Annotated in this window: 18 protein-coding genes; 9 read left to right on the top strand and 9 right to left on the bottom strand. The window is 69.8% G+C overall.

All coding sequences use genetic code 11. From position 1 onward, the window contains the following. Nucleotides 1-295 precede the first annotated feature (295 nt). Nucleotides 296-1,810 carry a PglL family O-oligosaccharyltransferase gene (locus AC3WXD_RS16515; RefSeq protein WP_492324187.1) on the top strand — a complete coding sequence of 505 codons (1,515 nt, stop codon included), beginning with the start codon at nucleotides 296-298 and terminating at the stop codon, nucleotides 1,808-1,810. A 148-nt stretch (nucleotides 1,811-1,958) separates the two neighbouring features. Next, complete coding sequence (locus AC3WXD_RS16510) at nucleotides 1,959-3,839, top strand: PglL family O-oligosaccharyltransferase (RefSeq protein WP_492324186.1); 1,881 nt, start codon at nucleotides 1,959-1,961, stop codon at nucleotides 3,837-3,839. Between the two features lie 78 nt (nucleotides 3,840-3,917). On the opposite strand, the gene AC3WXD_RS16505 is transcribed toward AC3WXD_RS16510, so the two are convergent. Both AC3WXD_RS16505 and moaC read right to left on the bottom strand, forming a co-directional pair. Next, nucleotides 3,918-4,457: a glycine zipper family protein gene (locus tag AC3WXD_RS16505; protein ID WP_052165950.1), complete on the bottom strand. Its 540-nt coding sequence runs from the start codon at nucleotides 4,455-4,457 to the stop codon at nucleotides 3,918-3,920. Nucleotides 4,458-5,300: 843 nt separating this feature from the next. Beyond that, complete coding sequence (moaC, locus tag AC3WXD_RS16500; RefSeq protein ID WP_492324185.1) at nucleotides 5,301-5,780, bottom strand: cyclic pyranopterin monophosphate synthase MoaC; 480 nt, start codon at nucleotides 5,778-5,780, stop codon at nucleotides 5,301-5,303. A gap of 232 nt (nucleotides 5,781-6,012) precedes the next feature. Between moaC and AC3WXD_RS16495 the strand changes: the two genes are divergently transcribed. Continuing rightward, entirely contained in the window at nucleotides 6,013-7,746 is a 1,734-nt protein-coding gene (locus tag AC3WXD_RS16495; protein WP_454730978.1) for a M48 family metallopeptidase, read from the top strand. A 49-nt stretch (nucleotides 7,747-7,795) separates the two neighbouring features. Here the strand turns inward: AC3WXD_RS16495 and AC3WXD_RS16490 are convergent, their stop codons facing one another. From AC3WXD_RS16490 to AC3WXD_RS16465, 6 genes are all read right to left on the bottom strand, one after another. Then, complete coding sequence (locus AC3WXD_RS16490) at nucleotides 7,796-8,398, bottom strand: DUF2946 family protein (RefSeq protein WP_020204412.1); 603 nt, start codon at nucleotides 8,396-8,398, stop codon at nucleotides 7,796-7,798. Nucleotides 8,399-8,454: 56 nt separating this feature from the next. Continuing rightward, on the bottom strand, nucleotides 8,455-9,480 hold the full coding sequence (locus AC3WXD_RS16485; protein ID WP_492324184.1) for a YheT family hydrolase: 1,026 nt from the start codon (nucleotides 9,478-9,480) through the stop codon (nucleotides 8,455-8,457). 14 nt (nucleotides 9,481-9,494) lie between these two features. Further along, complete coding sequence (locus AC3WXD_RS16480; RefSeq protein ID WP_020204414.1) at nucleotides 9,495-9,935, bottom strand: YybH family protein; 441 nt, start codon at nucleotides 9,933-9,935, stop codon at nucleotides 9,495-9,497. Between the two features lie 77 nt (nucleotides 9,936-10,012). Continuing rightward, nucleotides 10,013-11,035: a lipopolysaccharide heptosyltransferase II gene (gene waaF, locus AC3WXD_RS16475; protein ID WP_492324183.1), complete on the bottom strand. Its 1,023-nt coding sequence runs from the start codon at nucleotides 11,033-11,035 to the stop codon at nucleotides 10,013-10,015. A 148-nt stretch (nucleotides 11,036-11,183) separates the two neighbouring features. Continuing rightward, on the bottom strand, nucleotides 11,184-11,378 hold the full coding sequence (locus AC3WXD_RS16470) for a zinc-finger domain-containing protein (protein WP_020204416.1): 195 nt from the start codon (nucleotides 11,376-11,378) through the stop codon (nucleotides 11,184-11,186). Between the two features lie 102 nt (nucleotides 11,379-11,480). After that, the gene (locus AC3WXD_RS16465) at nucleotides 11,481-12,401 is read right to left on the bottom strand and encodes a branched-chain amino acid transaminase (protein WP_020204417.1); all 921 of its coding nucleotides are present in this window, start codon (nucleotides 12,399-12,401) and stop codon (nucleotides 11,481-11,483) included. A 1,013-nt stretch (nucleotides 12,402-13,414) separates the two neighbouring features. Here AC3WXD_RS16465 and AC3WXD_RS16460 point away from each other — a divergent pair. The 4 genes from AC3WXD_RS16460 to AC3WXD_RS16445 all read left to right on the top strand — a co-directional run bounded on the left by AC3WXD_RS16460 (nucleotide 13,415) and on the right by AC3WXD_RS16445 (nucleotide 19,277). After that, the gene (locus AC3WXD_RS16460; protein ID WP_492324192.1) at nucleotides 13,415-16,432 is read left to right on the top strand and encodes a DEAD/DEAH box helicase; all 3,018 of its coding nucleotides are present in this window, start codon (nucleotides 13,415-13,417) and stop codon (nucleotides 16,430-16,432) included. A gap of 202 nt (nucleotides 16,433-16,634) precedes the next feature. Next, nucleotides 16,635-17,666 carry a Bug family tripartite tricarboxylate transporter substrate binding protein gene (locus tag AC3WXD_RS16455; RefSeq protein ID WP_020204419.1) on the top strand — a complete coding sequence of 344 codons (1,032 nt, stop codon included), beginning with the start codon at nucleotides 16,635-16,637 and terminating at the stop codon, nucleotides 17,664-17,666. Between the two features lie 475 nt (nucleotides 17,667-18,141). After that, on the top strand, nucleotides 18,142-18,957 hold the full coding sequence (locus tag AC3WXD_RS16450) for an AzlC family ABC transporter permease (protein ID WP_029043901.1): 816 nt from the start codon (nucleotides 18,142-18,144) through the stop codon (nucleotides 18,955-18,957). Then, nucleotides 18,954-19,277 (top strand): AzlD domain-containing protein, encoded by a 324-nt coding sequence (locus AC3WXD_RS16445; RefSeq protein WP_492324182.1) that lies wholly within the window; start codon nucleotides 18,954-18,956, stop codon nucleotides 19,275-19,277. The genes AC3WXD_RS16450 and AC3WXD_RS16445 overlap by 4 nt, the downstream gene beginning before the upstream one ends. A 17-nt stretch (nucleotides 19,278-19,294) precedes the next feature. Here AC3WXD_RS16445 and AC3WXD_RS16440 read toward each other — a convergent pair whose 3' ends face one another. After that, nucleotides 19,295-20,428 carry a helix-turn-helix transcriptional regulator gene (locus tag AC3WXD_RS16440; RefSeq protein ID WP_492324181.1) on the bottom strand — a complete coding sequence of 378 codons (1,134 nt, stop codon included), beginning with the start codon at nucleotides 20,426-20,428 and terminating at the stop codon, nucleotides 19,295-19,297. Nucleotides 20,429-20,800: 372 nt separating this feature from the next. Between AC3WXD_RS16440 and AC3WXD_RS16435 the strand changes: the two genes are divergently transcribed. Both AC3WXD_RS16435 and pyk read left to right on the top strand, forming a co-directional pair. Next, nucleotides 20,801-22,009, top strand: coding sequence for a phosphoglycerate kinase (locus AC3WXD_RS16435; protein ID WP_454730982.1), 1,209 nt, complete (start codon nucleotides 20,801-20,803; stop codon nucleotides 22,007-22,009). Nucleotides 22,010-22,147: 138 nt separating this feature from the next. Then, a complete protein-coding gene (pyk, locus tag AC3WXD_RS16430; RefSeq protein ID WP_020204425.1) occupies nucleotides 22,148-23,584 on the top strand; it encodes a pyruvate kinase in 1,437 nt (478 codons plus the stop codon). Nucleotides 23,585-23,689 lie beyond the last annotated feature (105 nt).

Raw genomic sequence — 23,689 nt, 5'->3', positions numbered from 1 at the left:
TGTCGCAATCGTAGTGCCGCTGTTAGTTTCACGGCATACTCTCCCGCTGACAACATTCTACGGAGAATGGGTCTCTGCTTTTCTCTTCTCTCTCACTGTCGTCGCTTTCTTGTGGACAACCAGGCCATCAGTCAATTCAAGTGTCTTGGTGCGAGGCACTGCTGCCATACCGAAGATTCTATTGTTGCCGCTTTGGTTATTCGGCGTTTGTATATTCCAAGGGGCAATCGGCCAAGTAGACGTGACGGAAAGTCGAGGTCTTACGCAATTGAGTCTAGCTCTAGGAGCGGTAGTTATGTGGATGGCATGGTGCTTTCGGAGAGATGCTTCAACTGAAGACAGCGAATCACTTATTGATGCCGTTGCAACTGCATGGCTTGCCGCCGCTCTGTTAGGGATGCTAACCCAATGGATTCAGTTATTTCAATTCGAGCCCGATAGCTTTGGATTGGTGTCTTCTTTATCGTATGAAAACCATCGCCGTTTATCGGGCAATCTCTATCAACCCAATCACCAGGCTACCGTGGAGGGGCTTGGCCTAGTGGCATCGGTATGGCTTGCAAATAGAGGTCGTCTGCGCAGTCCAACTTGGTTTGTGGTGGTACTCTTGCTCGAAAGCGGCATCGTGCTATCGGGTTCTCGTACGGGAGTGCTGCATGTGGGGTTGGCTTCGACCTACACGCTGGTGACTGCTTGGCTCGTCCGTGGCTCCATTCGGGCAGGGCATGCGAATACTGGATCGGCACGGAATGGTCTGATGTGTCGTCCGACAGGTTTGGTATTTGGTTCTATCGCACTGTTACTACTATTGCTGATTCTCCAATCGACTATCAGAAGTCTGGGCCAGATCTTCGATTGGCATTTATTCGACGTAGTAGGGCGTTTGCAGGAGTCTAGTCAAGTTGGGTCGCGAAGGGCTTTGTGGGCGCATGCGTGGTCCATGTTCCGTTCACACCCATGGTTAGGGGTTGGATGGGGTGAATTCGGGTGGACCCAGTTTCAACAAGCCGCGCTGCTGCGTGTACGCGCAGCGATGTCGTTGCATGCTCACAATGAACTTCTCGACTTATTGGCTAAAACCGGTATCGTCGGCACTATCGGTATAGTAGTGACTTTGTTATTGTGGTTCTGGCGCGTATTGCGCATCCGGTTTCTCCACGTCAACTCCCATGAGAAAGCTCGGACGGCAGTGGTACTGGCTTGGTTAACTATGTTTTTTGTTCACTCCATGCTTGAATATCCATTGCATTATTTCTATTTTTTTCTGCCGTTTTGTTTCATGATTGGCTGGCTAGAGCCATCGGGTTTCATTAAGTGGAGATTGCCGGGCTGGTTTTCAATACTCATAGGTTTTGTTCTTGCCGGCACTGTTGTCACCATCCTTGCAACGACTTGGCAAGATTATCTTCGAGTCGAAGCTCGGGAATATATTGGAGGTGAACGAGGTGCGGCTCTTCCTATGCCGCGTCACTGGTTTCGGGCACAGGCGGAAGCTAATACCATCGAGGATGTTCGTATCACACGCGACAATGCTGCTCGACTCCTGGCTCCACATATAGCGGCGGTGCATTTACTGCCTACACCAACTCTGGTTTCCCGCACTGCATGGCTACTTGCTCTGACTGGGGACCCCGCAGAGGGTAAGATCTGGCTGGAGCGTCTCAGCTTTTACCGGGAGCAGGACGAGTTGGCCCAAGTCCTCAAGATAGTCACAGCCTGCGGCGAAGGAGAAGGCCGTGTGTGGGCACCTGACTTTTGCCGTTGGGCAGAGTCGTATAGCAAGAGCAAAATAAAGCAAAGTGCTGAATAGGGAGGGGACATTACGCACAGTCACTCGGCTTGTTACCGCAGTTATCTTCACTGTTCCTTGTATGGAAAGCGCCTCCGGGCGCTTTTTCTTTTCCCGTCCCCCAAGCTATCATCCGCCTTTTGCCAACCCGGCATAACAAGGCACCCGCATGCTGCCCTCCCGGTCAGCCATTCCCCTCAGTTTCCTCGCCGCCGCGCTCGTCGTGCCCCTGCTGGTCTCGCGGCACACGCTTCCGCTTGCCACCTTCTATGGCGAATGGACGGCCGCGCTGTTGTTCGCGCTTGCCGTGATCGTGCTGGGGGCCGTGACGCCCCGGCAGGCCGGCGGCCTCGCCGGTCGGGCGGAGCCGGCCCGATTCCCCTGGATCATCCTCTTCCCGCTCTGGCTCATCGCCACCGGCATTGCGCAGGGCCTCGTTGGCATGGCCGATGTTCCCGGCAGCCGGCTGATCACCGAGCTGACGCTGGCGCTGGCCGCCGCGGTGATGTGGGCGGCGTGGCGGCAGGGCCGGGCGGCGTCCGCGCAGGAGCGGCAGGCGCTGGCCGATACGCTGGCCACTGCGTGGCTGGTGGCTGGGCTGCTGGGCACGCTGGCGCAGTGGGTGCAGGTCTTCGGCCTGGAGCCGGATACGTTCGGGCTGGTGTCGACCTATTTCTATGATGACAACCGCCGCCTGTGGGGCAACCTGAACCAGCCCAATCACCAGGCCACGGTCGAGGGGCTGGCGCTGGCGGCGGCGGTGTGGCTGGCCGCGCGCGGCTGGCTGCGCGCGCCGGCGTGGCTGGCGGCGGTGCTGCTGCTGGAGAGCGGCATCGTGCTGTCGGGTTCGCGCACGGGCGTGCTGCACGTGGGTCTGGCCGCGGCCTATGCGCTGGTGGCGGCGTGGCTGGCGCGGGGGCAGGGCGCCGGCGCTGGCGTTCGGCAGCGCGGGCCCAACCCGATGCGCCGCCCGGCCGGGATGGTGTTCGCCGCGGTGGCGATGGTGGCGATGCTGCTGGTCCTGCAGCCCGCGATCAAGAGCGCGGGTCAGGCGATGGGCTGGCGGCTGTTCGACACGGTGGCGCAGTTGCAGGGCGCCGACCAGCTTTCATGGCGGGGCGCGATGTGGACCCACGCGTGGGCGATGTTCCGCGCGCATCCGTGGCTCGGTGTGGGCTGGGGTGAGTTCGGCTGGGCGCAGTTCCAGCAGATGGCGCAGGTCGGGGTCAGGGTGGAGATGTCGCTGCATGCCCACAATGCCGTGCTGGACCTGCTGGCCAAGACCGGCATCGTGGGCGCGGCCGGCGCCTTGCTGTCGCTGCTGGCGTGGCTGGGCCGCGTGGTCTACCGGCGCCTGTGGCGCGGCGACGCGCCGGAGCGCGCGCAGACCGTCCTCGTGCTGATGTGGCTGGCGATGCTGGGCGCGCATTCGATGCTGGAGTACCCGCTGCACTACCTGTATTTCCTGCTGCCGTTCTGCTTCATGCTGGGCTGGCTGGAGCCGTCCGGCTTCGGCCATGCGCGGCTGCCGCGCGCGGCGGCGGTGCTGGCGGGCCTGGTCTTCGCCGGTGTGTCCGCCACCGTGCTCGCGACCATGTGGATGGACTTCCGCCGCGCCGAGGCGCGCGAGTATGCGCACGCCGGGCACCGGGCCGCGCTGCCCATGCCGCAGCGCTGGTTCCGCCAGGCGGCCGAGTCCGACGCGGCCGAGGATGCGGTCATCACCGCGGCCAACGCCGCGCAACTGCTCGGCCCGCATATCGCCGCGGTCCACCTGCTGCCCACGCCGACGCTGATCGCGCGCACCGCGTGGCTGCTCGCGCTGACCGGCGACCCCGTGCAGGGCCGTGCGTGGCTCGAGCGCCTGCGCTTCTATTACGCCGGCGACGAGGCCCGGCAGTTCGCCGAGGTGGCGCGTGCCTGCGCCGGCGTGGACGCGGCCGCGCGGCCGCGGGAATTCTGCGACTGGGTCGAGGCGCGCAGCAAGGCATGGCCCGGCCCGGCGCCGGCCCATGATGCGCAGGACGATGCGGAGGATGGCCCCGCATAGACACATCCCGCGCCGCGGCCGGCCTCGGGGCCGGCGCGTGCGCGGGATGCGGGGACCAGCGTGGCGGCCAGGCGCCGCTTACTGCGGCGGGGGCGCGTAGCCCGGCGGCGGAGGCGGATAGTAGTAGGTCGGCGCCGGCGGCCGCGGGGACGAGGACATCATCTGGCCATAGACCGGCACGCGGTGGCCGCTGGCGTACATGCACTGCACGTAGGCCGCGTCGTAGCGGCGCTGGCTGCCGTAGCCGGACGCCTGCGCATTGCCCGCGCCGACGGCGGCGCCCGTCAGCAGGCCCACGCCGGCGCCCACGGCCGCGCCGGAGCCGCCGTTGAACGCCGCGCCGGCGGCCGCGCCGAGCGCGGTGCCGACGGCCGCGCTACCGAGCGCGCTGCCGGTGGCGGCCTGGTTGGCGGTGACGCCGCCGACCTGCCCGAAGGCGAACTGGCGGCAGCTATAGTCGTCGGCCCGGAACTGGTCGAAATTCTTGCCCGTGCCCGGCAGCACCATCACGCTCGGGCCGCTGGGCATCACGGCGCAGCCGGCCAGCGCCAGCGCGGCCAGGGGCAAAGCCAGCAGAACGGGCCGCCTGCACAGGCCCGGGCGGGTGAACGCTTTCATCTGGGTACCTCGATACTGGTCAACAAATCGTCTCGCGCGGCCACCGGCGGTGCCGCGCGTCGTCGCATGCCACGGCGGCATCGCTTCAGGCCGGGGGCTGGGCGGGGACCTTCTGCCAGCCGCCCGGGCACGCCTTGATGTACGGGTAGTAGCCGTCCGGCTGGCTGCAGTGATACCAGAACGCCTGCTCGGGCGCCGGCGCGGGGGGGGGGGGGGGGGGGGGGGGGGGGGGGGGGGGGGGGGGGGGGGGGGGGGGGGGCGCCCCCCGCGCCGCCTCCCATGTCGACCGGGCCGTCCTGGCCCTGCTCGATGTATTGCGGCGGCGCCGACGGCACCGCGACCACCGGCGGGTAGTAATACGGCGGAGCGTAGTACGGATACGGGTAGCCCCAGCCGTAGCCATAGCCAAAACCGGGGCCGATCACGACCCCCACGTTGCCATGCCACCCGCCGTGCCATCCTCCCCCATGCCCATGCCATCCGCCGCCGCCGTGCCACCCGCCGCCGCGGGCCGCCAAAGCGGCTCCGCTCGCACCCAGCGCCGCCAACACCAGCACTATCTGGCCAACCCTACGCCCGTTCATCTTGCTCACCTTGGATTGATGCGGGGCCGCGCCCCGCGGGTAGCGCAACAGCGCCCCCTGACTGCATTGAATACCAATTTTCCCGATGTGGCGCGTGCCTCGCGGCTGGCGAAATGCGGCGTTACGCTTGTTACAGCGGAATGGCACGGGCCGTAAGACCGTGTCATGCACGGTAAGAAAACCAGACGCGCACGCAACGGATACGATACATGGCCGGCGCGGGAGTGATCCCACGCATCGGACCGTGCTCCGGCGCGCTTCAACCGGCCGCCACCCAATCCCCCGACTTCCCGCCATGCTTCTCCAGCAGGTGGACATTGCCGATCACCATCCCCCGATCCACCGCCTTGCACATGTCGTAGATGGTCAGCAGCGCCACCTGCACGCCGGTCAGCGCTTCCATTTCCACGCCGGTCTGGCCGCGGGTTTCGGCGCGCACCGTGCAGCGCACGGCGGAGGCCGCCTCGTCGAGGGCGAAGTCCACCGCCACCTTGGTGAGCGCCAGCGGATGGCACAGCGGAATCAAGTCGGAGGTGCGCTTGGTGGCCATGATGGCGGCCACGCGGGCGATGCCGAGCACGTCGCCCTTCCTGGCGTTGCCGTTCCGCACCAGCGCGAAGGTGGCCGGCAGCATGGTGATGGTGCCGGTGGCGAGGGCCACGCGGTGGCTGTGCGCCTTGGCGCCGACGTCGACCATATGGGCTTGTCCGGCGGAATCGAAGTGGGTGAGCTGGCTCATGGCGTGGGCGGGAATCGAAGGGGAGTTGCGGCAATGCCGGGGACTGGCCGGAGGCCCGCCGCGCCAGTTGGCGCGCGGCCTGGGCGGCATCGGGGACCTGTCGGGCCCGCCTTGGGCGCGCCCGATGGGAATGGTTTCCGGAGGCCGCTATCATAGCAAGATGCGCAAGAATCCAACGCTCCGCGGAGCGCTCTCCTCGCCCGCCCGACAGGCCTGCCCGACATCGCCTGGGATGCATCCGCGGCATGCCCGCGCCGCCGCTTCCCGCATTTCCCGCGCTTCGGCTAGCCTGGCGCGCCGCTCGCTCGCGGCGCTGCTGGCGCTGACGGTGGCCCTGCCCGCGTGGCCGCAGCAGCGCGCGCTGCTCAACGATCCGGCGCGCACGGCCGCCGACGCCGTCTATGGCGGCGACAGCAGCGACCAGGTCTACGACAACCTGAACCGCAGCGTGAAGGCGGGGCAGAAGTCCGAGTTCGGGCTGCGCACCAACAACACCGTGGTGGAGGGCAGCGGCGTGCAGCTGCCCGACCTCGGCGACCCTTCCACGGCGTCGCTGACGCCCGACATGGAGCGGCGCCTGGGCGAGCACATCATGCGCGACATCCGGCGCGATCCGGACTACGTGGTCGACCCGCTGCTGGCCGACTACCTGAACGCGCTCGGCTACCGCCTGGTGCAGGCGGCGCGCCGGCAGAACATCTCGGGCTCGACCGGCTCGGGCACCTTCGCCACCGGCTTCGAGCTGTTCGCGGTGCGCGACCGCACCATCAACGCCTTCGCGCTGCCCGGCGGCTATATCGGCGTGCATACCGGCCTGCTGGTGCAGTCGGAGACCGAGTCGGAGCTGGCCTCGGTGCTGGGCCACGAAATCGGCCACGTGATGCAGCGGCACATCGCGCGCGGCATCACCTCGCAGGACCAGTCGATGTGGATCTCGCTGGCGTCGATGGTGCTGGCCGGGCTGGCCGCCACCAAGAGCGGCGACGCGGCCTCGGCGCTGGCGATGGGCGGGCAGGCGGCGGCGGTCGCCAACCAGTTGTCGTTCTCGCGCGGGGCCGAGCGCGAGGCCGACCGCGTGGGCTTCCAGATCATGACCGCGGCGGGCTTCGACCCGCAGGGCATGCCGGACTTCTTCAAGCGCCTGCAGCGCGTGATGGGCATCTCGGAGAACTCGGTGCCGGCCTATGTGCGCACCCACCCGCTGACCTCGGAGCGCATCGCCGACATGCAGGACCGCGTCAGCCACGTGGCGGTGCGCCACGTCGGCAGCACGCCCGAATACGAGTTCGCGCGCGTGCGCTCGCGCATCATCCAGGAAACCACGCCGAGCGATCTGCAGAACGTGCGCGCCGCGCTGCAGGCGCAACTGCCCTCGGCGGCGCCGGCGCGCGTGCCGGCGCTGTATTACGGCATGGCCTTCGCCGACCAGCGCCTGGGCCGCAACGCCGCCGCCGAGCAGTCGCTGGCGGAGGCGCGCCGGCTCTACGGCACCATTCCAGGCGCGACCTCGGGCAGTCCCATGCTGGACGTGATGGCGATCGAGCTGGCGCGCGCGCAGGGTCGGCCGCAGGATGCGCTCAACCAGGCCGCGGCGTCGATGAGGGCGTTCCCGCTCTCGCACGCGGTGGCGGTGAGCTACGCGGCGACCTTGCTGGGGGCGGGGCGGCTGGACCAGGCGGTGGCCTTCCTGCGCGAGCGCACGCGCGAGGACATCTCGCGCGCCGAGTGGTGGGACATGCTGGCGCGTGCCTACGCGGGCCAGGGCCGGCGCGTGCAGCAGCACCAGGCGCTGGCCGAGAAATACGCCATCGACGGCGCCTACCAGGCCGCCATCGAGCAGTTGCAGATCGCGCGCAAGGCCGGCGACGGGGATTTCTACACGCTGTCCGAGGTGGACGCGCGGCTGCACCAGCTCGAGCGGCAGTTCCGCGAGGAAAAGCAGGACAACAAGGGCATGCCGAACTAGCCGCGGCCGCGGTTCAGGTGGCCGTTCAGGCGGTCATTCAGGAGGTCACTCAGGCCGCCGCTTCGCCCGCCGGCGGCGCCGGCTGGCGCACGAAGCCGTAGCGCACCGGCACTTCGTCCTGCGCGACCGGCTCGATCGGCACGTCGGCGCCATCGAAGTGGAACACGCCGAGATCGCCGCCGCAGGCCTCGCCATGCCAGGTGCAGGCGCTGCTGAAGGCGTCGAGGTCATGGTCGTGCAGCAGCGCGGCCGCGATGCCGCCGCCGCCTTCCGCCTCGCTTGCCTCGATCTCTCCGGTCAGCACCACGTTGCCCTGCTCGTCGGCAAGGCAGCCGCGCAGCGCGAACGCGCGGCCGGTGGTGGTGTGCAGCCGGCCCTGGTGCAGCCGCACGATCCACGGGGCGTAGGCCAGCGCCACGAACACGCGCTGCGGCCCGTTCTGGAAGTACCAGGCGCCGCGCTCGTCGCGCTGGTAGTTGCGCTCGATGAAGGCGACCAGCGCCTCGTGCCGGATCGGGTCGCCGGACAGGCCGTGCTGCTGGGCGTACTCGTTGCGCATGCGCCATTGCCCGCGCCGGTCCAGCGCCAGCCAGCCGTAGCAGTTGGGTACGTTGGGCCAGCGGGCCATCGCTTGCTTGACTGTCTCGTCCATGATCTTGGTCTCCTCTGTGGCGCGCCTCGCGGCGGGCCGCCTCGCCGGCCGCGGGGCTATGCCACGCTGTCGAAGAATTGCAGGATGCGCGCCGGCAGCCACTCGATATGGCCAGCATACGGCAGCACCGGCAAGGCCCGCAGCAGATCTTCGCGCGGCGTCATGAAGCCGACGTGACCGCCGTGCGCCGGCTGCTCCAGCCGGACCTGCGCGCCGACGTCGGCGGGGCCGGGCAGGTAGCGCGCCGGCAGGAAGGGATCGTTGCGCGCGTTGAGCACCAGCGTGGGCACGGCGATGGCGCCGAGCACCGGCTTGCTGGAGGCGCGCGCCCAGTAGTCGTCGGTGTCGCGGAAGCCGTGCAGCGGCGCGGTCACGATATTGTCGAAGGCGTACAGGTCGCGGCTGGCCAGCATGGCGGCGCGGTCGAACAGGCCCGGATACTGGCGCAGCTTGTCGAGCGACTTGCGCTTGAGCGTCTGCAGGAACATGCGCGTGTAGAGCATGTTGAAGCCCTGCGACAGCGCCGCGCCGCCGCCGGCCAGGTCGAGCGGCGCCGACACCGACGCGGCCGCATCGACGAAGCGCGCGCCGCCGCCTTCCTCGCCCAGGTAGCGCAGCAGCGCATTGCCGCCCAGCGAGATGCCCACCGCCAGCAGCCCGCGCCCGTGCGCGCAGTATTCGCGGTGCAGCCGCTCCAGGATCCAGCGGATCTCCTGCGCGTCGCCGGAGTGGTAGAAGCGCGGCGCCAGGTTGAGCTCGCCCGAGCAGCCGCGGAAATGCGGCACCACGCCCTGCCAGCCGCGCGCGGCCAGCGCGTGCATCATGGCCTGCGCGTAGTGGCTGCCGGAATTGCCTTCCAGGCCGTGGAACATCACCAGCAGCGGCGTGCCGGGCGTGACCGCGTGGGTGGTCCAGTCGAGGTCGATGAAGTCGCCGTCGGGCGCGCTCCAGCGCTCGCGCCGGAAGGCCGCGCGCGGGCGCCGGGTGAAGCGCGCCGGGATGATGGTCTGGGCGTGGCCGCCGGACAGCCACCAGGGCATGCGGCGGCCGCCGCCGAATGCCTTCGCGCCGGATGCGTTCATGCTGCCGGGCACGGCTAGTGCAGCGCCTGCCCCGGTGCCGTGCTGACGGCGGCGACCTGCGCGGCGTTGGCCGGGCTGCAGTGGATATGGGCCAGGCGCCAGCCTTCGTGGTTCTGCATCAGCACGTAGGTGGTGTGCACGTACAGGTCCGCCTCGACGCGGTCGCCGCCGAAGCGCAGCGCCTCGGTCACGTCGAAGATGGCCACGCCGAGCGAGGCGTGGCTGCTGGTCTCGATCACGTCGATCAGCACCGGCTGCAGGTCGAGCAACTGGGCGAATGCCTGGCGCAGCTGCTCGTGGCCGATCAGGCGCTGGCCGTCCGGCATCACGCAGGTGACCGAGTCCTCGTCCAGCCACAGGCGCAGCGCGCCGTCCGCGTCGCGCAGTTTCATGGCTTCGCGAAAGGCTTCGACAATGTCTTCGGCGGAATCGAACAGGCGGGCAAAACGAGGCATGGTGACAGGGCTCAGGGATTCGTTGGCCGGATCGACACGGACTTGGGGGCCGGCATCAGGTGCGTCGGGCTGGTGCGTCAGGCGCGGTGCAGGAGCTTGCGCAGCTCCACGAACACCATTTCCGGCTCGATGTCTTTCAGGCATCGCAAGTGGCCCAGGGGACACTCGCGCTTGAAGCAAGGGCTGCATTCGAGCTGCAGCCACATGATACTAGCAGCCTGCGACAGCGGGGGCGTGTGGCGCGGGTCGCTCGAGCCGAACACCGCCACCTGCGGCCGGTTCAGCGCCGCGGTGACGTGCATCAGGCCGGAGTCGTTGCAGACCGCGCCCTCGGCCAGCGCCAGCAGGTCCACGGCGTCGTCCAGCGAGGTCTGGCCGCACAGGTTGCGCACGAACGGCGCGCCGGCGACGATCTCGGCGGCGATCTCCGCGTCCTTGGGCGAGCCCAGCGTGACCATCTGCGCGTAGGGGAACGAGCGCTTGAGCATCTGCGCCAGCTCGGCGAAGTGCGCGGCCGGCCAGCGCTTGGCCGGGCCAAACTCGGCGCCCGGGCAGAACGCGATCAGGCGCGTGCCGGGCGGGATGCCGAAGCGCTCGGCGGTCTTGGCCATGCGTGCCGGGTCGGTGCGCAGGCGCGGCTCGGGCAGGTTCTCGGGCAGGCGCGCGCCGGGCTTGAGCGCCAGCCGCGCGTAGTGCTCGACCATCGGCGGGCGCTGGTCGCGCGGCGGGTTGGCGTGGCGGATGTTGAGCATGCCGAAGCGCGCCTCGCCGCGGTAGCCGACGCGCAGCGGAATGCCGGCCAGCCACGGGATCAGCGCCGACTTGAGCGAGTTGGGCAGCACGTAGGCGGCGTCGTAGCCTTCGTTCTTGAGCTGCTGCGCGAACATCAGCCGCGCCGAGAGCTGCAGCTTGCCGTGCGCCAGCTCGCTCGGGAACACCTGGTTGATCTCGGGCATGCGCGCCAGCACCGGCGCCACCCATTTGGGGGCGAGGGCGTCGATCAGCAGGCGCGGATGGCGCGCCTTCATGAGCGAGAAGAGCGGCTGCGCCATCAGGGCGTCGCCGATCCAGTTGGGGGCGATGACGAGGGCTTTTTTCATGGATGGGGCGCTGCCGGAAAGAAAGGCGTGATGCAGGCGCTGACGGTGCCGGCGGACAGGCCGGCCGCGCGCGCCGCGCACGCCGACGCTCCGGCGCGCCTGGAAGCGGGCCGGAGCATCGGGACGGTGCGGTCAGGCGTGGAGCGCGTCAGTGGTGGCCCTTGATGACGGTGCCTGCCTTGAGCTTGTAGACGGTGCCGCAATACGGGCACTTCACTTCGCCGGTGTCCACCACGTCGAGGAAAACGCGCGGATGGTAGTTCCAGGCGGGCGTGTTGCCGGTGGGGCAGTGCAGCGGAAGGTCTTCTGCGCCGATTTCGATTACGGAGGCGGTTTGCGTCATGGTCTTGCGAGGATGGTGTTGGTCTTGTGGGGAACAGGGGGCGCCGGGCGCTGGCCCGGCGGCTGGGTTCGGTGCGTCCGCGGCAGGCTTGCGTGGCCGCGCTCAGACCAGCGTCAGCCAGCGCTTGTACTGCTCGCTGGTGCCGCCCACGGCGGCGAAGAAGGCGTCCTGCACGCGCTTGGTGACGGGGCCGCGGCGGCCTTCGCCGATGATGCGGTCGTCGAGCTCGCGGATCGGCGTGACTTCGGCCGCGGTGCCGGTGAAGAAGGCTTCGTCGGCGCAGTAGACCTCGTCGCGCGTGATGCGCTTCTCGCGCACCGGGATGCCGAGGTCGCGCGCGATGGTGAGGATGGCGTCGCGCGTGATGCCGTCCAGGCACGAGGCCAGGTCGGGCGTGTAGATCACGCCGTCGCGCACCACGAACACGTTCTCGCCGGAGCCTTCGCTGACGTAGCCTTCGGTGTCGAGCAGCAGCGCCTCGTCGTAGCCGAGGCTGGTGGCTTCCTGGTTGGCCAGGATCGAGTTGATGTAGTAGCCGCTGGCCTTGGCGCGCACCAGCGACACGTTGACGTGGTGGCGCGTGAACGAGGAGGTCTTGACGCGGATGCCGCGCTCCATGCCTTCCTCGCCCAGGTAGGCGCCCCACGGCCACGCGGCGATGGCCACGTGGATGGTGTTGCCCTTGGCCGACACGCCGAGCTTTTCCGAGCCGATCCACACCAGCGGGCGGATGTAGCACGATTCGAGCTGGTTGGCCTTGACCACCTCGCGCTGCGCCTGCGCCAGCGTGGCCTCGTCGAATGGCATCGCCATCTGGAAGATCTTGGCGGAGTTGAACAGGCGGCGGGTGTGTTCCTTGAGGCGGAAGATCGCGGTGCCGTCCGGCGTCTTGTACGCGCGCACCCCCTCGAACACGCCCATGCCGTAGTGCAGGGTATGGGTGAGCACGTGGATCTTGGCGTCGCGCCATTCGATCAACTTGCCATCCATCCAGATTTTTCCGTCGCGATCCGCCATCGACATGGTTTTCTCCGTGTGCGTCGTCAGCAATACAAAAGCGACATTGTAAACCCCGGGACCCCCGGTGCCAACGCGGTCGCGGCGCCGGTGCGGCTTAAAATCGTCACATTGTGTCCGCTGCCGTACCCATGCCGCCTTCGTTTCCTCCCGCCGCGCCCCACGCCGATCCGCTGACCGCGCTGCTGCGCGACGCGCTGTTCTCCGGCGCGCCGGAGCAGGTCGTCGAGCCCCTGCTGATGCTGGCCGGCGACCGCGCCGGGCAGGCGCGGGCGCTGGTCGACGCCCTGCTGGCGGCCGGCGACGCGCGGCTGCTGGACCGCGTGGCGCTGCCCTACCGCTGGCACATCGTGCTGGCCGGGCTGGACGTGCTGTTCCACGATTGGGACCCGCGCCTGCGGCCTTGCCTCGATTACGCGCTGGCCTGCGCGCGGGCCGATGCGCTGGCGGTGCCGCCGCACATCCGCGGCGCGCTGGCCCAGGGCCTGCTGTTCGCCGGCGACGCGCCCGGCGCGCTGGCGCTGGTCCCGGCCAGCGGCGGCAGCGGCGACGACCTGGCGCAGCGCGCGCTCGCGCGCCTGCAGCAAGGCGACTGGCCCGGCGCCCAGGCCGGCTTCGAGGCGGCGCTCAGGCAGATCCGCGCCGAGACCGGCGAACGCGCCGGGCTGCTGGGCCCCGCGCTGGCGCCGTTCTACCCGCTGGCGCTGCTGGCGCAGCGCGCGCCCGTCCACCTGGAGCGCGCGCGCCGCTTCTGCCAGGCGGAAGCCGGCACGCGCACGCCGGCGGCGCGCGGGCGCTGGGGCTTGTGGGTCCACGCGCTCGACGCGCAGCGCGGCGACGCGCGGCTGGACGAAGCCGCCTTCGCGCTGGCGCCCGAGGTGCCGCCGCTGGCGCAGTTCTGGCGCGTGCTGCTGCGCGCCTGGCTCGGCGACGGCGTGCCGGCCAGCGGGCGCCGCCAGCCCGACGCCGAGCGCGCCCGCGCCGTGGCCGGCCTGCGCGAGCGGCTGCAGGCCTGCGGCATGGACTGGCTCGGCCGGCAACTGGACGGCGCCGTGGCGCTGGCGGCCGGGGAGCCGGTGCCCGCGCACTTCTTCGCCGGCCAGCGCCGCGAAAGCTGGCGGCTGGCGCTCGACGCGCTGCAGGCGCTGGCCGGCGAGACGCGCGCGCCCGACGGCGCCAGCGCCAGCCGCCTGCTGTGGGCGGTGACGCTGGACGCCGACGGCGCGGTCGGCACCATCGAGCCGCTCGAGCAGGCGCGCGGCCCGCGCGGCTGGAACAAGCCGCGCCCGCTGCCGCTGGCGAAGCTGGCCGAAGACGACCGGCTCGAGCCGTGGGACGCCCGCGTGGCGCGCGCGATCCGGCGCGACCAGTCCTCGCGCCGCCGCTACGTGCTCGACCGCGCCGCCGCCGTGCTGGCGCTGGTCGGCCATCCGGGCGTGGTGCTGGCGCAGGCGCCCGAGCAGACCCTCGAGGTGGTAGAAGGCGCGCCCACGCTGGAGGTGGTGCGCGACGGCACGCGCTACACGCTGCGCGTGTCGCCGCCGCTGCGCGAGGCGCCGGCGCTGGACAGCTTCCTGCCGGCCGGCAGCCGCGCCGAGGCCGAGGCGCTGCGCCAGATCACCGTGCTGCGCGAAGGCTCGCAGCGCCTGCGCGTGATCCGCCTCACGCCGGCGCAGCAGGGCGCCGCGCAACTGATCGCCGACGGGCTGGCCGTGCCGGCCGAGGCGCAGGGCCAGCTCGACGCCACGCTGCGCGCGCTGTCGGGGCATTTCCAGGTGCATTCCGACCTCGGCGGCGGCACGCGCGAGCTCGAGACCGAGAGCCGCCTGCGCGCCGAGCTGGCGCCGCTCGGCGAGGGCCTCGCGCTGCGCCTGGTGGTGACGCCGCTGGGGCCGCTGGGCCCGCGCCTGGCGCCGGGCGGCGGGCGCGAGCGGCTGATGGCCGCGGTGCGGGGCGAGTCGCTCGCCACCCAGCGCGACCTCGCCGCCGAGCTCGCCAACGTGGCCGAGGTGTTCGACGCGCTGCCCTTCCTGGTGCCGCGCGCGCCCGACAGCGGCGAATACGACTGGACCCTGACCGACCCGGAGGAGGCGCTGTCGGTGGTCGAGGCATTGCCCGGGCTGGCCGGCGTGCAGGCGCTGGAATGGCCGCGCGGCAAGGAAGTGCGCGTGACCGGCGCCGACATCGCCCAGCTGGCGGTGCGCATCGAGACCGAAAGCGCCTGGTTCAAGCTGGTCGGCGAGCTGCGCGTGGCCGAAGGGCTGGTGGTGCAGCTCGGCGAGCTGCTGGCCTGGGCCGCCAGCCACGCCGGGCGCTTCATGCCGATGGGGCAGGGCGTCTACGTGGCGCTCACGCGCAGCCTGCGCGCGCGGCTGCGCGACCTCGCCAGCGTGGCGCACGGCGCGCGCGACGGCATCCAGGTGCCGCTGATGGCCGCGCCCTGGCTGGACGACGTGCTGGCCGGCGCCGGCGTCGACCCCGACAGCCATTTCCGCGAGCGCGCGCGGCGCCTGCGCGGCGCGCGCGCCAGCCTGGCCGCGCTGCCCGCCAACCTGGCGGCCGAGCTGCGGCCCTACCAGGAAGACGGCTACCGCTGGGCCATGTCGCTGGCCGAGGCCGGCTTCGGCGCCTGCCTGGCCGACGACATGGGGCTGGGCAAGACCCTGCAGGCGCTGGCCGTGATGCTGGCGCGCGCCCCCGGCGGCGCCGCGCTGGTGGTCGCGCCGACCTCGGTGTGCGGTAACTGGGCCGAGGAGGCGCGCCGCTTCGCGCCCACGCTGCGCGTGCATCTGTATGGCGAGAACACCGCCGAAGGCGAGCGCGGCGCGCTGCTGGCGCAGGCCGGCCCGTTCGACGTGGTGATCGTCACCTACACGCTGCTGCTGCAGGCGCGCGCCGCGTTCTGCCAGCGCGAATGGCATACCGTGGTGGCCGACGAGGCGCAGTCGTTCAAGAACGCCGCCGCGCGGCGCGCGCAGGCCATCTTCGCGCTCAAGGCCGGCTTCCGCATGGCGCTGTCCGGCACGCCGGTCGAGAACCGGCTGGCCGAGCTGTGGTCCATCATGCGCTTCTGCAATCCCGGCCTGCTCGGCTCGCTGGCGCGCTTCAACGAGCATTTCGCCGTGCCCGTCGAGCGCAACGGCGTGCGCGAGGCCGCGCTGCGGCTGCGCCGCATGATCGCGCCGTTCGTGCTGCGCCGGACCAAGGCCCAGGTGCTCGACGAGCTGCCGCCGCGCACCGAGCTGGTCCTGCGCGTGGAGCCCGACGCGGTGGAAGCCGCCCACTACGAGGCGCTGCGCCGTCAGGCGCTGGCCGAGGCCGAGGCCGCGGTGGCCGCGCCGGCGCGCGGCGCCGGGACGGGCCAGCTGAAAGGCCAGCCGAAGGGCCAGCCGGCCCCGGACGCGCGCATCCACGTGCTGGCGCAACTGATGCGGCTGCGCCGCGCGGCCTGCGACGCGCGCCTGGTCACGCCGGAGCTGGACCTCGGGAATCCCGGGCAGGACGGCGCCAAGCTGCGCGCGTTCGTGCAACTGGCCGGCGAGCTGGCCGCCAACGGCCACAAGACGCTGGTGTTCAGCCAGTTCGTCGATTTCCTGCAACTGCTGCGCGACGGCCTGGAGCGCGCCGGGCTGGCCTGGCAATACCTCGACGGCGCCACCCCGGCGGCCGAGCGCACCCGGCGCGTGGCGGCCTTCCAGGCCGGCGAGGGCGACGTCTTCCTGATCAGCCTGAAGGCCGGCGGCTTCGGCCTCAACCTGACCGCGGCCGACTACGTCGTCATCGCCGACCCGTGGTGGAACCCCGCCGCCGAGGACCAGGCGATGGGGCGCGCGCATCGCATCGGCCAGCAGCGCCCGGTCACGGTGTACCGCCTGATCAGCGCCGGCACCATCGAGGAGCGCATCCTCACGCTGCACCACGGCAAGCGCGCGCTGGCCGACGGCATCCTGGAAGCCGGCGAGGAGGGCGGCGCGGCGATGGACGGCACCGCGGCGCTGCCCGACATCGACGAACTGGTGGGGCTGCTGCGCCGTTGAGCCGGCCCGCGGCGCGGCCCGGTACGTCATGTCTGCTTATGCCAACATGGCATACCTTCAAGCGATCTGGATCGTTGGTGATGCGGCGGATCGTTGGTATCTTGCTGTCCTGGCCCGGGGCGCAGACCCCGGCCGCGCGCCCCTGGCCCCAGCCTTGCTTCGCCCTGAACTCCCGCGATCCTTTTTTCCGACGGTGCCCCCCATGTTCCGCATTGCTTCCCGCCGCTTCCCATTCAGCACCCGCGCTTCGCGCCTGGCCGCCGGTCTCGGCGCGCTGGCGGCGATCTGCGCCGTTTCCACACTTTCGGCGCCGGCCCGCGCCCAGGGCGCGGCATGGCCCAACCAGCCGATCACCATCCTGATGGGCTTCACCGCCGGCTCGGGCGTGGACATGGTCGGCCGCACGCTGCAGGAGTCGCTGCAGAAGTCGCTCAAGACCACCATCATCTATGACTACCGGCCCGGCGCCGGCGGCAACGTGGCCTCCGAAGTGGTGGCCCACGCCAAGCCCGACGGCTACACGCTGCTGCTCGGCACCGCCGCCACCCACGGCATCAACCCGGCGCTGTACAAGAGCCTGCCGTTCGACGCCGAGGCCGACTTCACGCCGGTGGCGCCGCTGGTCGAGGTCTCCAACGTGCTGACCGTGAACCCGGCCGTGATCGACGTGAAGTCGGTCAAGGAATTCATCGAGAAGGTCAAGGCCAACCCCGGCAAGTACAACTACGCCTCCACCGGCAACGGCACCGGCACGCACCTGGCCTTCGCCGAGTTCAACGCGCGCGCCGGGCTGGACATGGTGCACGTGCCGTACAAGGGCGGCCCCGACGCGCTGCAGGCCGTGCTCAAGGGCGAGGTCTGCTGCATCTTCAACCAGGTGCAGAGCGTGCTGCCGCAATACCGCGCCGGCAAGGTGCGCCTGCTCGGCGTGACCACCAAGGGCCGCGTGGCGGTGATCCCGGAAGTGCCGACCATCGCCGAGAGCGGCCTGGCGGGCTTCAACAGCACCATCTGGTTCGGTTTCTTCGGGCCGAAGGGGCTCGATCCGAAGATCAGCAAGAAGATCAACGACGCGGTCAAGGTGGCGCTGGAAACGCCGGCGATCCGGCAGAAGCTGATCGAGGCGGGGAATTCGCCGCGCGTCGAGACCGTGGAGCAGTTCCGGGAGACGGTGAAGGCGGACCGGAAGAAGTGGGCGGGGGTGGTGAAGAGTGTGGGGGCTTCTATTGATTGATTTGGGTGATGTGGCTGGTTGACGGTGTGGTGTGGCTGGCCGGTGCTGGCTGGCGTTTCCACCTTCGACGTCAACGGCGGTTTCACCTCCCCTGCGGGGAGGCGACCTACTTTCTTGTCTCGCCAAGAAAGTAGGCAAAGAAGGCGACCCGGATGCGGCGACACCCCCTCGCCGTCGAACCTGGAAGAGCGGCCGGGGCGCAAACTCGGATCGCCTCAAGGCGATCCTCAGACATGCGCCCCTCTTCTCCGCTCTTCCAGGTCCGCCGGCGAGGCGCCGCATACGGGACCTGACCCCCTCCACGGCTCGCTTCGCTTTGCCGTGGGCGCGCCGGGAATCCGGGGGTTTGGCTGTCTTTTCCTTGTCTTATTCCTGTTAAGCGGATGCTTACGAGGGTGCGGGGTGGCTCTATAATGGCCGCTTGCCTGCGCGGGCTTGCCTGCCCGGCGCAGCCGCCCCATCCATCCCTCGCATCATGACCTTCCAGTCTCCCCAGGCGCTGCAGCGTGCCTGGCAGCGTTTCGATCCGGCCGAACGGGCGGGTTTCGTCGATGGCGCGCGTCATTTCGCGCCTTCCTTGCCGGCGGTGTTTTCGTGGGGGCTGGTGACGGGCGTGGCGATGAGCAAGTCGGTCATGACGGTGCCGGAGGCCATCGGCATGTCGCTGCTGGTCTACGCGGGGTCGGCGCAGCTGGCGGTGCTGCCGCTGTTCGCGGCGGGTTTGCCGCTATGGACGATCTGGCTGACGGCGGCCGTCGTCAACCTGCGCTTCGTGATCTTCAGCGCGGGGCTGCAGCCGCATTTCAGCCATCTGCCGCTGTGGCGCCGCACGCTGCTGGGGTCGTTCAACGGCGACCTGCACTTCGTCTATTTCATGCAGCGCTATGCCACGCCGGGCTACGAGCCGGGCAAGGAAGGGTATTTCTGGGGCATGGCGCTGACCAACTTCGTCATGTGGCAGGTCTCGTCCATCGCCGGCATCGTGCTGGCCAGCGCGTTTCCGGACAGCTGGGGGCTGGCGCTGGCCGGCACGATGGCGCTGATCCCGGTGATGGTGTCCACCATCGGCTCGCGCTCGACGCTGCTGGCGGTCGCGGTGGCGGCCACGCTGGCGCTGCTGTGCTTCGACCTGCCTTACCGGCTCGGGCTGGTGGCGGCGGTGGTGGGGGCGATCGCCGCGGGCATGGCCAGCGACGAGCTGGCGGCGCGCGCCACCTTGCGCGGCATCCGCCGGCGCAATGCCGGGGCCGGGCGTGCCGGCGCGGCGCCTTCGGCGGAGGACCGCGCATGAACCATTTCCAGATCTGGGTCGCGCTGGCCGGCATGGCGCTGGTGACGATCGTCACGCGCGCGCTGTTCCTGATGGCCGGCGAGCGCGTGAGCGTGCCGGACCGCCTCCAGCGCGCGCTGCGCTATGCGCCGGCGGCCGCGCTGGCGGCCATCATCCTGCCGGACCTGATGACGTGGCAGGGGCATTTCTCGGTGGCGCCGGGCAACTTCAAGCTGGTGGCCGGCGCGGTGGCGCTGGGGTTCTACCTGCTGACGCGGCGCATGGTCGGCATGATCGCGGCCGGGATGGCGGTGTACACGGGCCTGCGCCTGTTCGCCTGAGCCTCGCCGGGGGCCGGTCAGTCCGGCTTGTCGCCGCCGTCGGCTTCCGGCCCCGGCCCGAGCGCCGCGCCCAGCCGGGTCAGCAGCCGCGCCAGGCGCGCCTGGGTGCCGGTGCCGGTCTTGAGGAATACCGCCTTGAGCTGGCTGCGCGCGGTCTCGTGGCGCACGCGCAGGCGCTCGCTGGCTTCGGGCAGGCCCATGCCGGTGGCCAGCAGGGCGGCGAGCCGGATCTCGGCCGGCGTCAGTCCGTAGAGGTCGCGCAGCAGCCCGGGCAGGTGCGCGGCCGACGCGCCGTCTTCATGGATCACCACCAGCGCCGCCGACTTCTGCCACGGCAGCGCGAAGCGGTGCGACGGCGGCAGCGGCAGCACGATCACCTGCGCGCTGGCGCCGTCGGGGTGGCGCGCCAGCGCCGCCTGGGCCGGCTGCGGGCTGTGCGCGGCGCAGGCGGCGGCCACCATGTCGGCCAGCGGGCGGCCGAGCTGCCATTCGCTGGCCTTGCAGGCGGGGTCGAGCCGCCGCACCCAGCGCTCGCCGATGGCGTTGCTCAGCAGCACCTGCCGCTCGGCCGAGAAGGCGATCAGGCCGAACGACACACGCTCCAGCACCTGCGCCGACAACCGGGCCTGCATGGTCAGCCCGAGCGTGCGGTCGCGCATCGCCATCGCGGTGCGCATGTGGGGCAGCGCCCAGTCCAGCGCGCGCGTGTCGGCCTCGGTGAACACGCCCTGCGAGAACGAGCGCTGCAGGGCGAAATACACCTCGTAGTGCGGCTGCCGCTCGACCAGGCAGGCGGCGTAGGAGCACAGGTCGAAGCGGTGGAAGAAGTCGCGGTAGAACGGGCTGCGCCGCATGGCGCCTTCGCCGAAGTCGCGCGCGTCGATGTACCACTGCCCGGGCGAGAGCTTCTGCGCGAACAGCTTGCCCGGGTCGATCTCGTGGAATTCGCCCTCGTAGGCGGCGAGCAGTTCGTGCACGGGCCGCACCATCTCGCTGACGGTCATCAGGTCGCGGTCGGTGTCGCGCACGATCATCGACGCGTGCGCGCAGCCGGCGAAGCTGCTGATGGTGTGCAGGCTGCGCTGCCAGGCCTGCGCGTCGAGAATGCCTTCGTACAAGCCACGGATTGCCCCGTGCATGTCCTCGTTCATGATTACCCCTGCATCGCGACAACGGCATGTGCCGTGTGGCGCCGGCGCCGCTTCCCGAAAGCGCGTCCGGCCTGGTGCCGTGGGTCCCGTCTGATATTGCCTGGCTTTGCCTGGTATCGCGGGCCTCTGGCTTGGTCTTCGCGCGCCCCTTTGTAGAGACAATGCACGCTTTGGCGCAGGTTACGAGACAGCCGGCGAATCTTTCACCCCCCGTTCAGGGGGTACGTTGCGGAGATGCGGCAGCTTTGCCTCCGCTTGTGATCGGCGGCTAACCCGGAGGTTGGGTAAGACGGCGCCCAAAACGCGCAAAACGGTAGTTGCGTTCAGGTAAAATGCCGAATTTCCCCGATTTTCGCTCTCTTCCACATCGCCATGACCTCTGTCCTGCGTCTTTCCGATCTCATCTCCCAAGGCAAAATCGCCGGCAAGCGTGTCTTTATCCGCGCCGACCTGAACGTGCCCCAGGATGACGCCGGCCACATCACCGAAGACACCCGCATCCGCGCCTCGGTGCCGGCCATCGAGGCCTGCCTGGCCGCCGGCGCCGCGGTGATGGTGACTTCGCACCTGGGCCGCCCGACCGAGGGCGAGTTCAAGCCCGAGGATTCGCTGGCGCCGGTGGCCGCGCGCCTGTCCGAACTGCTGGGCAAGCCGGTCAGGCTCGTGCAGAACTGGGTCGACGGCACCGGCGAGGTCAGCCAGGTCAAGCCCGGCGAAGTGGTGCTGCTGGAAAACTGCCGCGTCAACAAGGGCGAGAAGAAGAACAGCGACGAACTCGCGCAGAAGATGGCGCGGCTGTGCGACGTCTACGTCAACGACGCGTTCGGCACCGCCCACCGCGCCGAGGCCACCACGCACGGCATCGCCAAGTACGCGCCGGTGGCCTGCGCCGGCCCGCTGCTGGCGGCCGAGATCGATGCGCTGGGCAAGGCGCTGGGCCAGCCGGCGCGCCCGCTGGTGGCCATCGTCGCCGGCTCCAAGGTCTCGACCAAGCTGACCATTCTCAAGACGCTGGCCGACAAGGTCGACAACCTGGTCGTCGGCGGCGGCATCGCCAACACCTTCATGCTGGCCGCCGGCCTGAAGATCGGCAAGTCGCTGGCCGAGCCGGATCTGGTGGCCGACGCGCGCGCCATCATCGAGCTGATGGCCGCGCGCGGCGCCTCGGTGCCCATTCCCGTCGACGTGGTTTGCGCCAAGGCATTCAGCGCCACCGCCGCAGCCACCGTCAAGGACGCCGCGGACGTGGCCGACGACGACATGATCCTGGACATCGGCCCGAAGACCGCGCAGATGCTGGCCGGGCAGCTCAAGGCCGCCGGCACCATCGTGTGGAACGGCCCGGTCGGCGTGTTCGAGTTCGACCAGTTCGGCAACGGCACGAAGGTGCTGGCCGGCGCCATCGCCGAGTCGAAGGCGTTTTCCATCGCCGGCGGCGGCGACACGCTGGCGGCCATCGCCAAGTACAACATCGCCGACCGCGTGGGCTACATCTCCACCGGCGGCGGCGCGTTCCTGGAATTCCTCGAGGGCAAGAAGCTGCCGGCCTTCGAAGTGTTGGAGCAGCGCGCGGCAGGCTGAGCCGGCACGCGCCGCGCGCCGCGCGGCGCCTGTGATGACGCCGCCGGTGCCCATCCACGAGATGGCGCCGGCGGCCCGACCATGCTGGACCGCGCGGCCACCGGACCGGGCCGGCCACAAGCCAAGGAAACAGTGTTCATGACCCGCTCGACCAAGATCGTCGCCACCATCGGCCCCGCCTCCAGCACGCTGGAGGTGCTCACGCGCATGATCGCGGCGGGCGTGGACGTGGTGCGCCTGAACTTCTCCCACGGCACGGCCCAGGACCATCTCGAGCGCGCCCGCCTGGTGCGCGAGGCGGCCCAGGCGTGCGGGCGCGAGGTCGCCATCATGGCCGACCTGCAGGGCCCCAAGATCCGCGTGGGCAAGTTCGAGCAGGGCAAGATCACGCTCAAGGCCGGCGATCCGTTCGTCCTCGACGCGACCTGCGCGCTCGGCAACCAGGAGCGCGCCGGCCTCGACTACGAAGACCTGCCGCGCGACGTCGGCCCGGGCGACCTGCTGCTGCTCAACGACGGCCTGATCGTGCTGGTGGTCGAGCGCGTGTTCGGCCACGAGATCTTCACCACCGTGAAGATCGGCGGCGAGCTGTCCAACAACAAGGGCATCAACCGCCAGGGCGGCGGCCTGTCGGCGCCGGCGCTGACCGCCAAGGACATGGACGACATCAAGACCGCGATGGCGCTGGGCGCGGACTACGTGGCGGTGAGCTTCCCCAAGAACGCCACCGACATGGAAATGGCGCGCCAGCTGGCCGCCGTGGCCGGCCAGCCGCACCAGCACAAGACCCGCATGATCGCCAAGATCGAGCGCGCCGAGGCGATCCGCCCGGGCGTGCTGGAAGAGATCCTGCAGGCGTGCGACGGCATCATGGTGGCGCGCGGCGATCTCGCCGTGGAAGTGGGCAACGCCGCGGTGCCGGCGCTGCAGAAGCGCATGATCCGGCTCGCGCGCGAGGCCAACAAGCTGACCATCACCGCCACCCAGATGATGGAGAGCATGATCGTCAACCCGGTGCCGACGCGCGCCGAGGTCTCGGACGTGGCCAACGCCGTGCTGGACGGCACCGACGCCGTGATGCTGTCGGCCGAGACCGCCGCCGGGCGCTACCCCGTGGAAACCGTGGAGGCGATGGCCGCGGTGTGCGTGGAAGCCGAGAAATCCGAGGTGGTGCAGCTCGACACCGATTTCCTCAACCAGACCTTCGCCCGCATCGACCAGTCGATCGCGATGGGTGCGCTGTTCACCGCCTATCATTTGCAGGTGAAGGCCATCGCCGCGCTGACCGATTCCGGCGCCACCGCGCTGTGGATGAGCCGGCACCGCATCCACGTGCCGATCTACGCCATGACGCCCAACCTGGCCTCGCAGCGCAAGATGCAGCTCTACCGCAACGTGGTGGCGCTGCCGCTGGAAGCCAGCACCGACCGCGACACCGCGCTGGAGCAGGCCGAGGAGCTGCTGCTGGCGCGCGGCGTGGTGCAGCGCGGCGACTTCATCGTGCTCACCATCGGCGAGCCGATGGGCCAGCCCGGCGGCACCAACACGCTGAAGATCGTCAGGGTCGGCGCCTGATGCCGGGGTCTGTGTCTTGCCGAGCGGAAGGGCAGGCGGGCGCCCGCGACAATACGAATACGAAGAACCGAGCGAAATACCGAGACACCCCATTTTTTCTTTAGG

The organism is Cupriavidus sp. FW216-B1 (assembly GCF_058789195.1).
This window is presented reverse-complemented; position numbering and strand designations above follow the sequence as displayed.

Excerpts from the sequence above, each read along its gene's own strand:
- AC3WXD_RS16485 (WP_492324184.1), bottom strand. The coding sequence starts at position 9,480 with ATGAACGCATCCGGCGCGAAGGCATTCGGCGGCGGCCGCCGCATGCCC.
- AC3WXD_RS16490 (WP_020204412.1), bottom strand. The coding sequence starts at position 8,398 with ATGGACGAGACAGTCAAGCAAGCGATGGCCCGCTGGCCCAACGTACCC.
- AC3WXD_RS16515 (WP_492324187.1), top strand. The coding sequence starts at position 296 with ATGTGGATGGCATGGTGCTTTCGGAGAGATGCTTCAACTGAAGACAGC.
- AC3WXD_RS16495 (WP_454730978.1), top strand. The coding sequence starts at position 6,013 with ATGCATCCGCGGCATGCCCGCGCCGCCGCTTCCCGCATTTCCCGCGCT.
- AC3WXD_RS16450 (WP_029043901.1), top strand. The coding sequence starts at position 18,142 with ATGACCTTCCAGTCTCCCCAGGCGCTGCAGCGTGCCTGGCAGCGTTTC.
- AC3WXD_RS16445 (WP_492324182.1), top strand. The coding sequence starts at position 18,954 with ATGAACCATTTCCAGATCTGGGTCGCGCTGGCCGGCATGGCGCTGGTG.
- AC3WXD_RS16455 (WP_020204419.1), top strand. The coding sequence starts at position 16,635 with ATGTTCCGCATTGCTTCCCGCCGCTTCCCATTCAGCACCCGCGCTTCG.
- AC3WXD_RS16510 (WP_492324186.1), top strand. The coding sequence starts at position 1,959 with ATGCTGCCCTCCCGGTCAGCCATTCCCCTCAGTTTCCTCGCCGCCGCG.
- AC3WXD_RS16480 (WP_020204414.1), bottom strand. The coding sequence starts at position 9,935 with ATGCCTCGTTTTGCCCGCCTGTTCGATTCCGCCGAAGACATTGTCGAA.
- AC3WXD_RS16440 (WP_492324181.1), bottom strand. The coding sequence starts at position 20,428 with ATGAACGAGGACATGCACGGGGCAATCCGTGGCTTGTACGAAGGCATT.
- AC3WXD_RS16460 (WP_492324192.1), top strand. The coding sequence starts at position 13,415 with ATGGACTGGCTCGGCCGGCAACTGGACGGCGCCGTGGCGCTGGCGGCC.
- moaC (WP_492324185.1), bottom strand. The coding sequence starts at position 5,780 with ATGAGCCAGCTCACCCACTTCGATTCCGCCGGACAAGCCCATATGGTC.
- AC3WXD_RS16505 (WP_052165950.1), bottom strand. The coding sequence starts at position 4,457 with ATGAAAGCGTTCACCCGCCCGGGCCTGTGCAGGCGGCCCGTTCTGCTG.
- AC3WXD_RS16465 (WP_020204417.1), bottom strand. The coding sequence starts at position 12,401 with ATGTCGATGGCGGATCGCGACGGAAAAATCTGGATGGATGGCAAGTTG.
- pyk (WP_020204425.1), top strand. The coding sequence starts at position 22,148 with ATGACCCGCTCGACCAAGATCGTCGCCACCATCGGCCCCGCCTCCAGC.
- AC3WXD_RS16470 (WP_020204416.1), bottom strand. The coding sequence starts at position 11,378 with ATGACGCAAACCGCCTCCGTAATCGAAATCGGCGCAGAAGACCTTCCG.
- waaF (WP_492324183.1), bottom strand. The coding sequence starts at position 11,035 with ATGAAAAAAGCCCTCGTCATCGCCCCCAACTGGATCGGCGACGCCCTG.
- AC3WXD_RS16435 (WP_454730982.1), top strand. The coding sequence starts at position 20,801 with ATGACCTCTGTCCTGCGTCTTTCCGATCTCATCTCCCAAGGCAAAATC.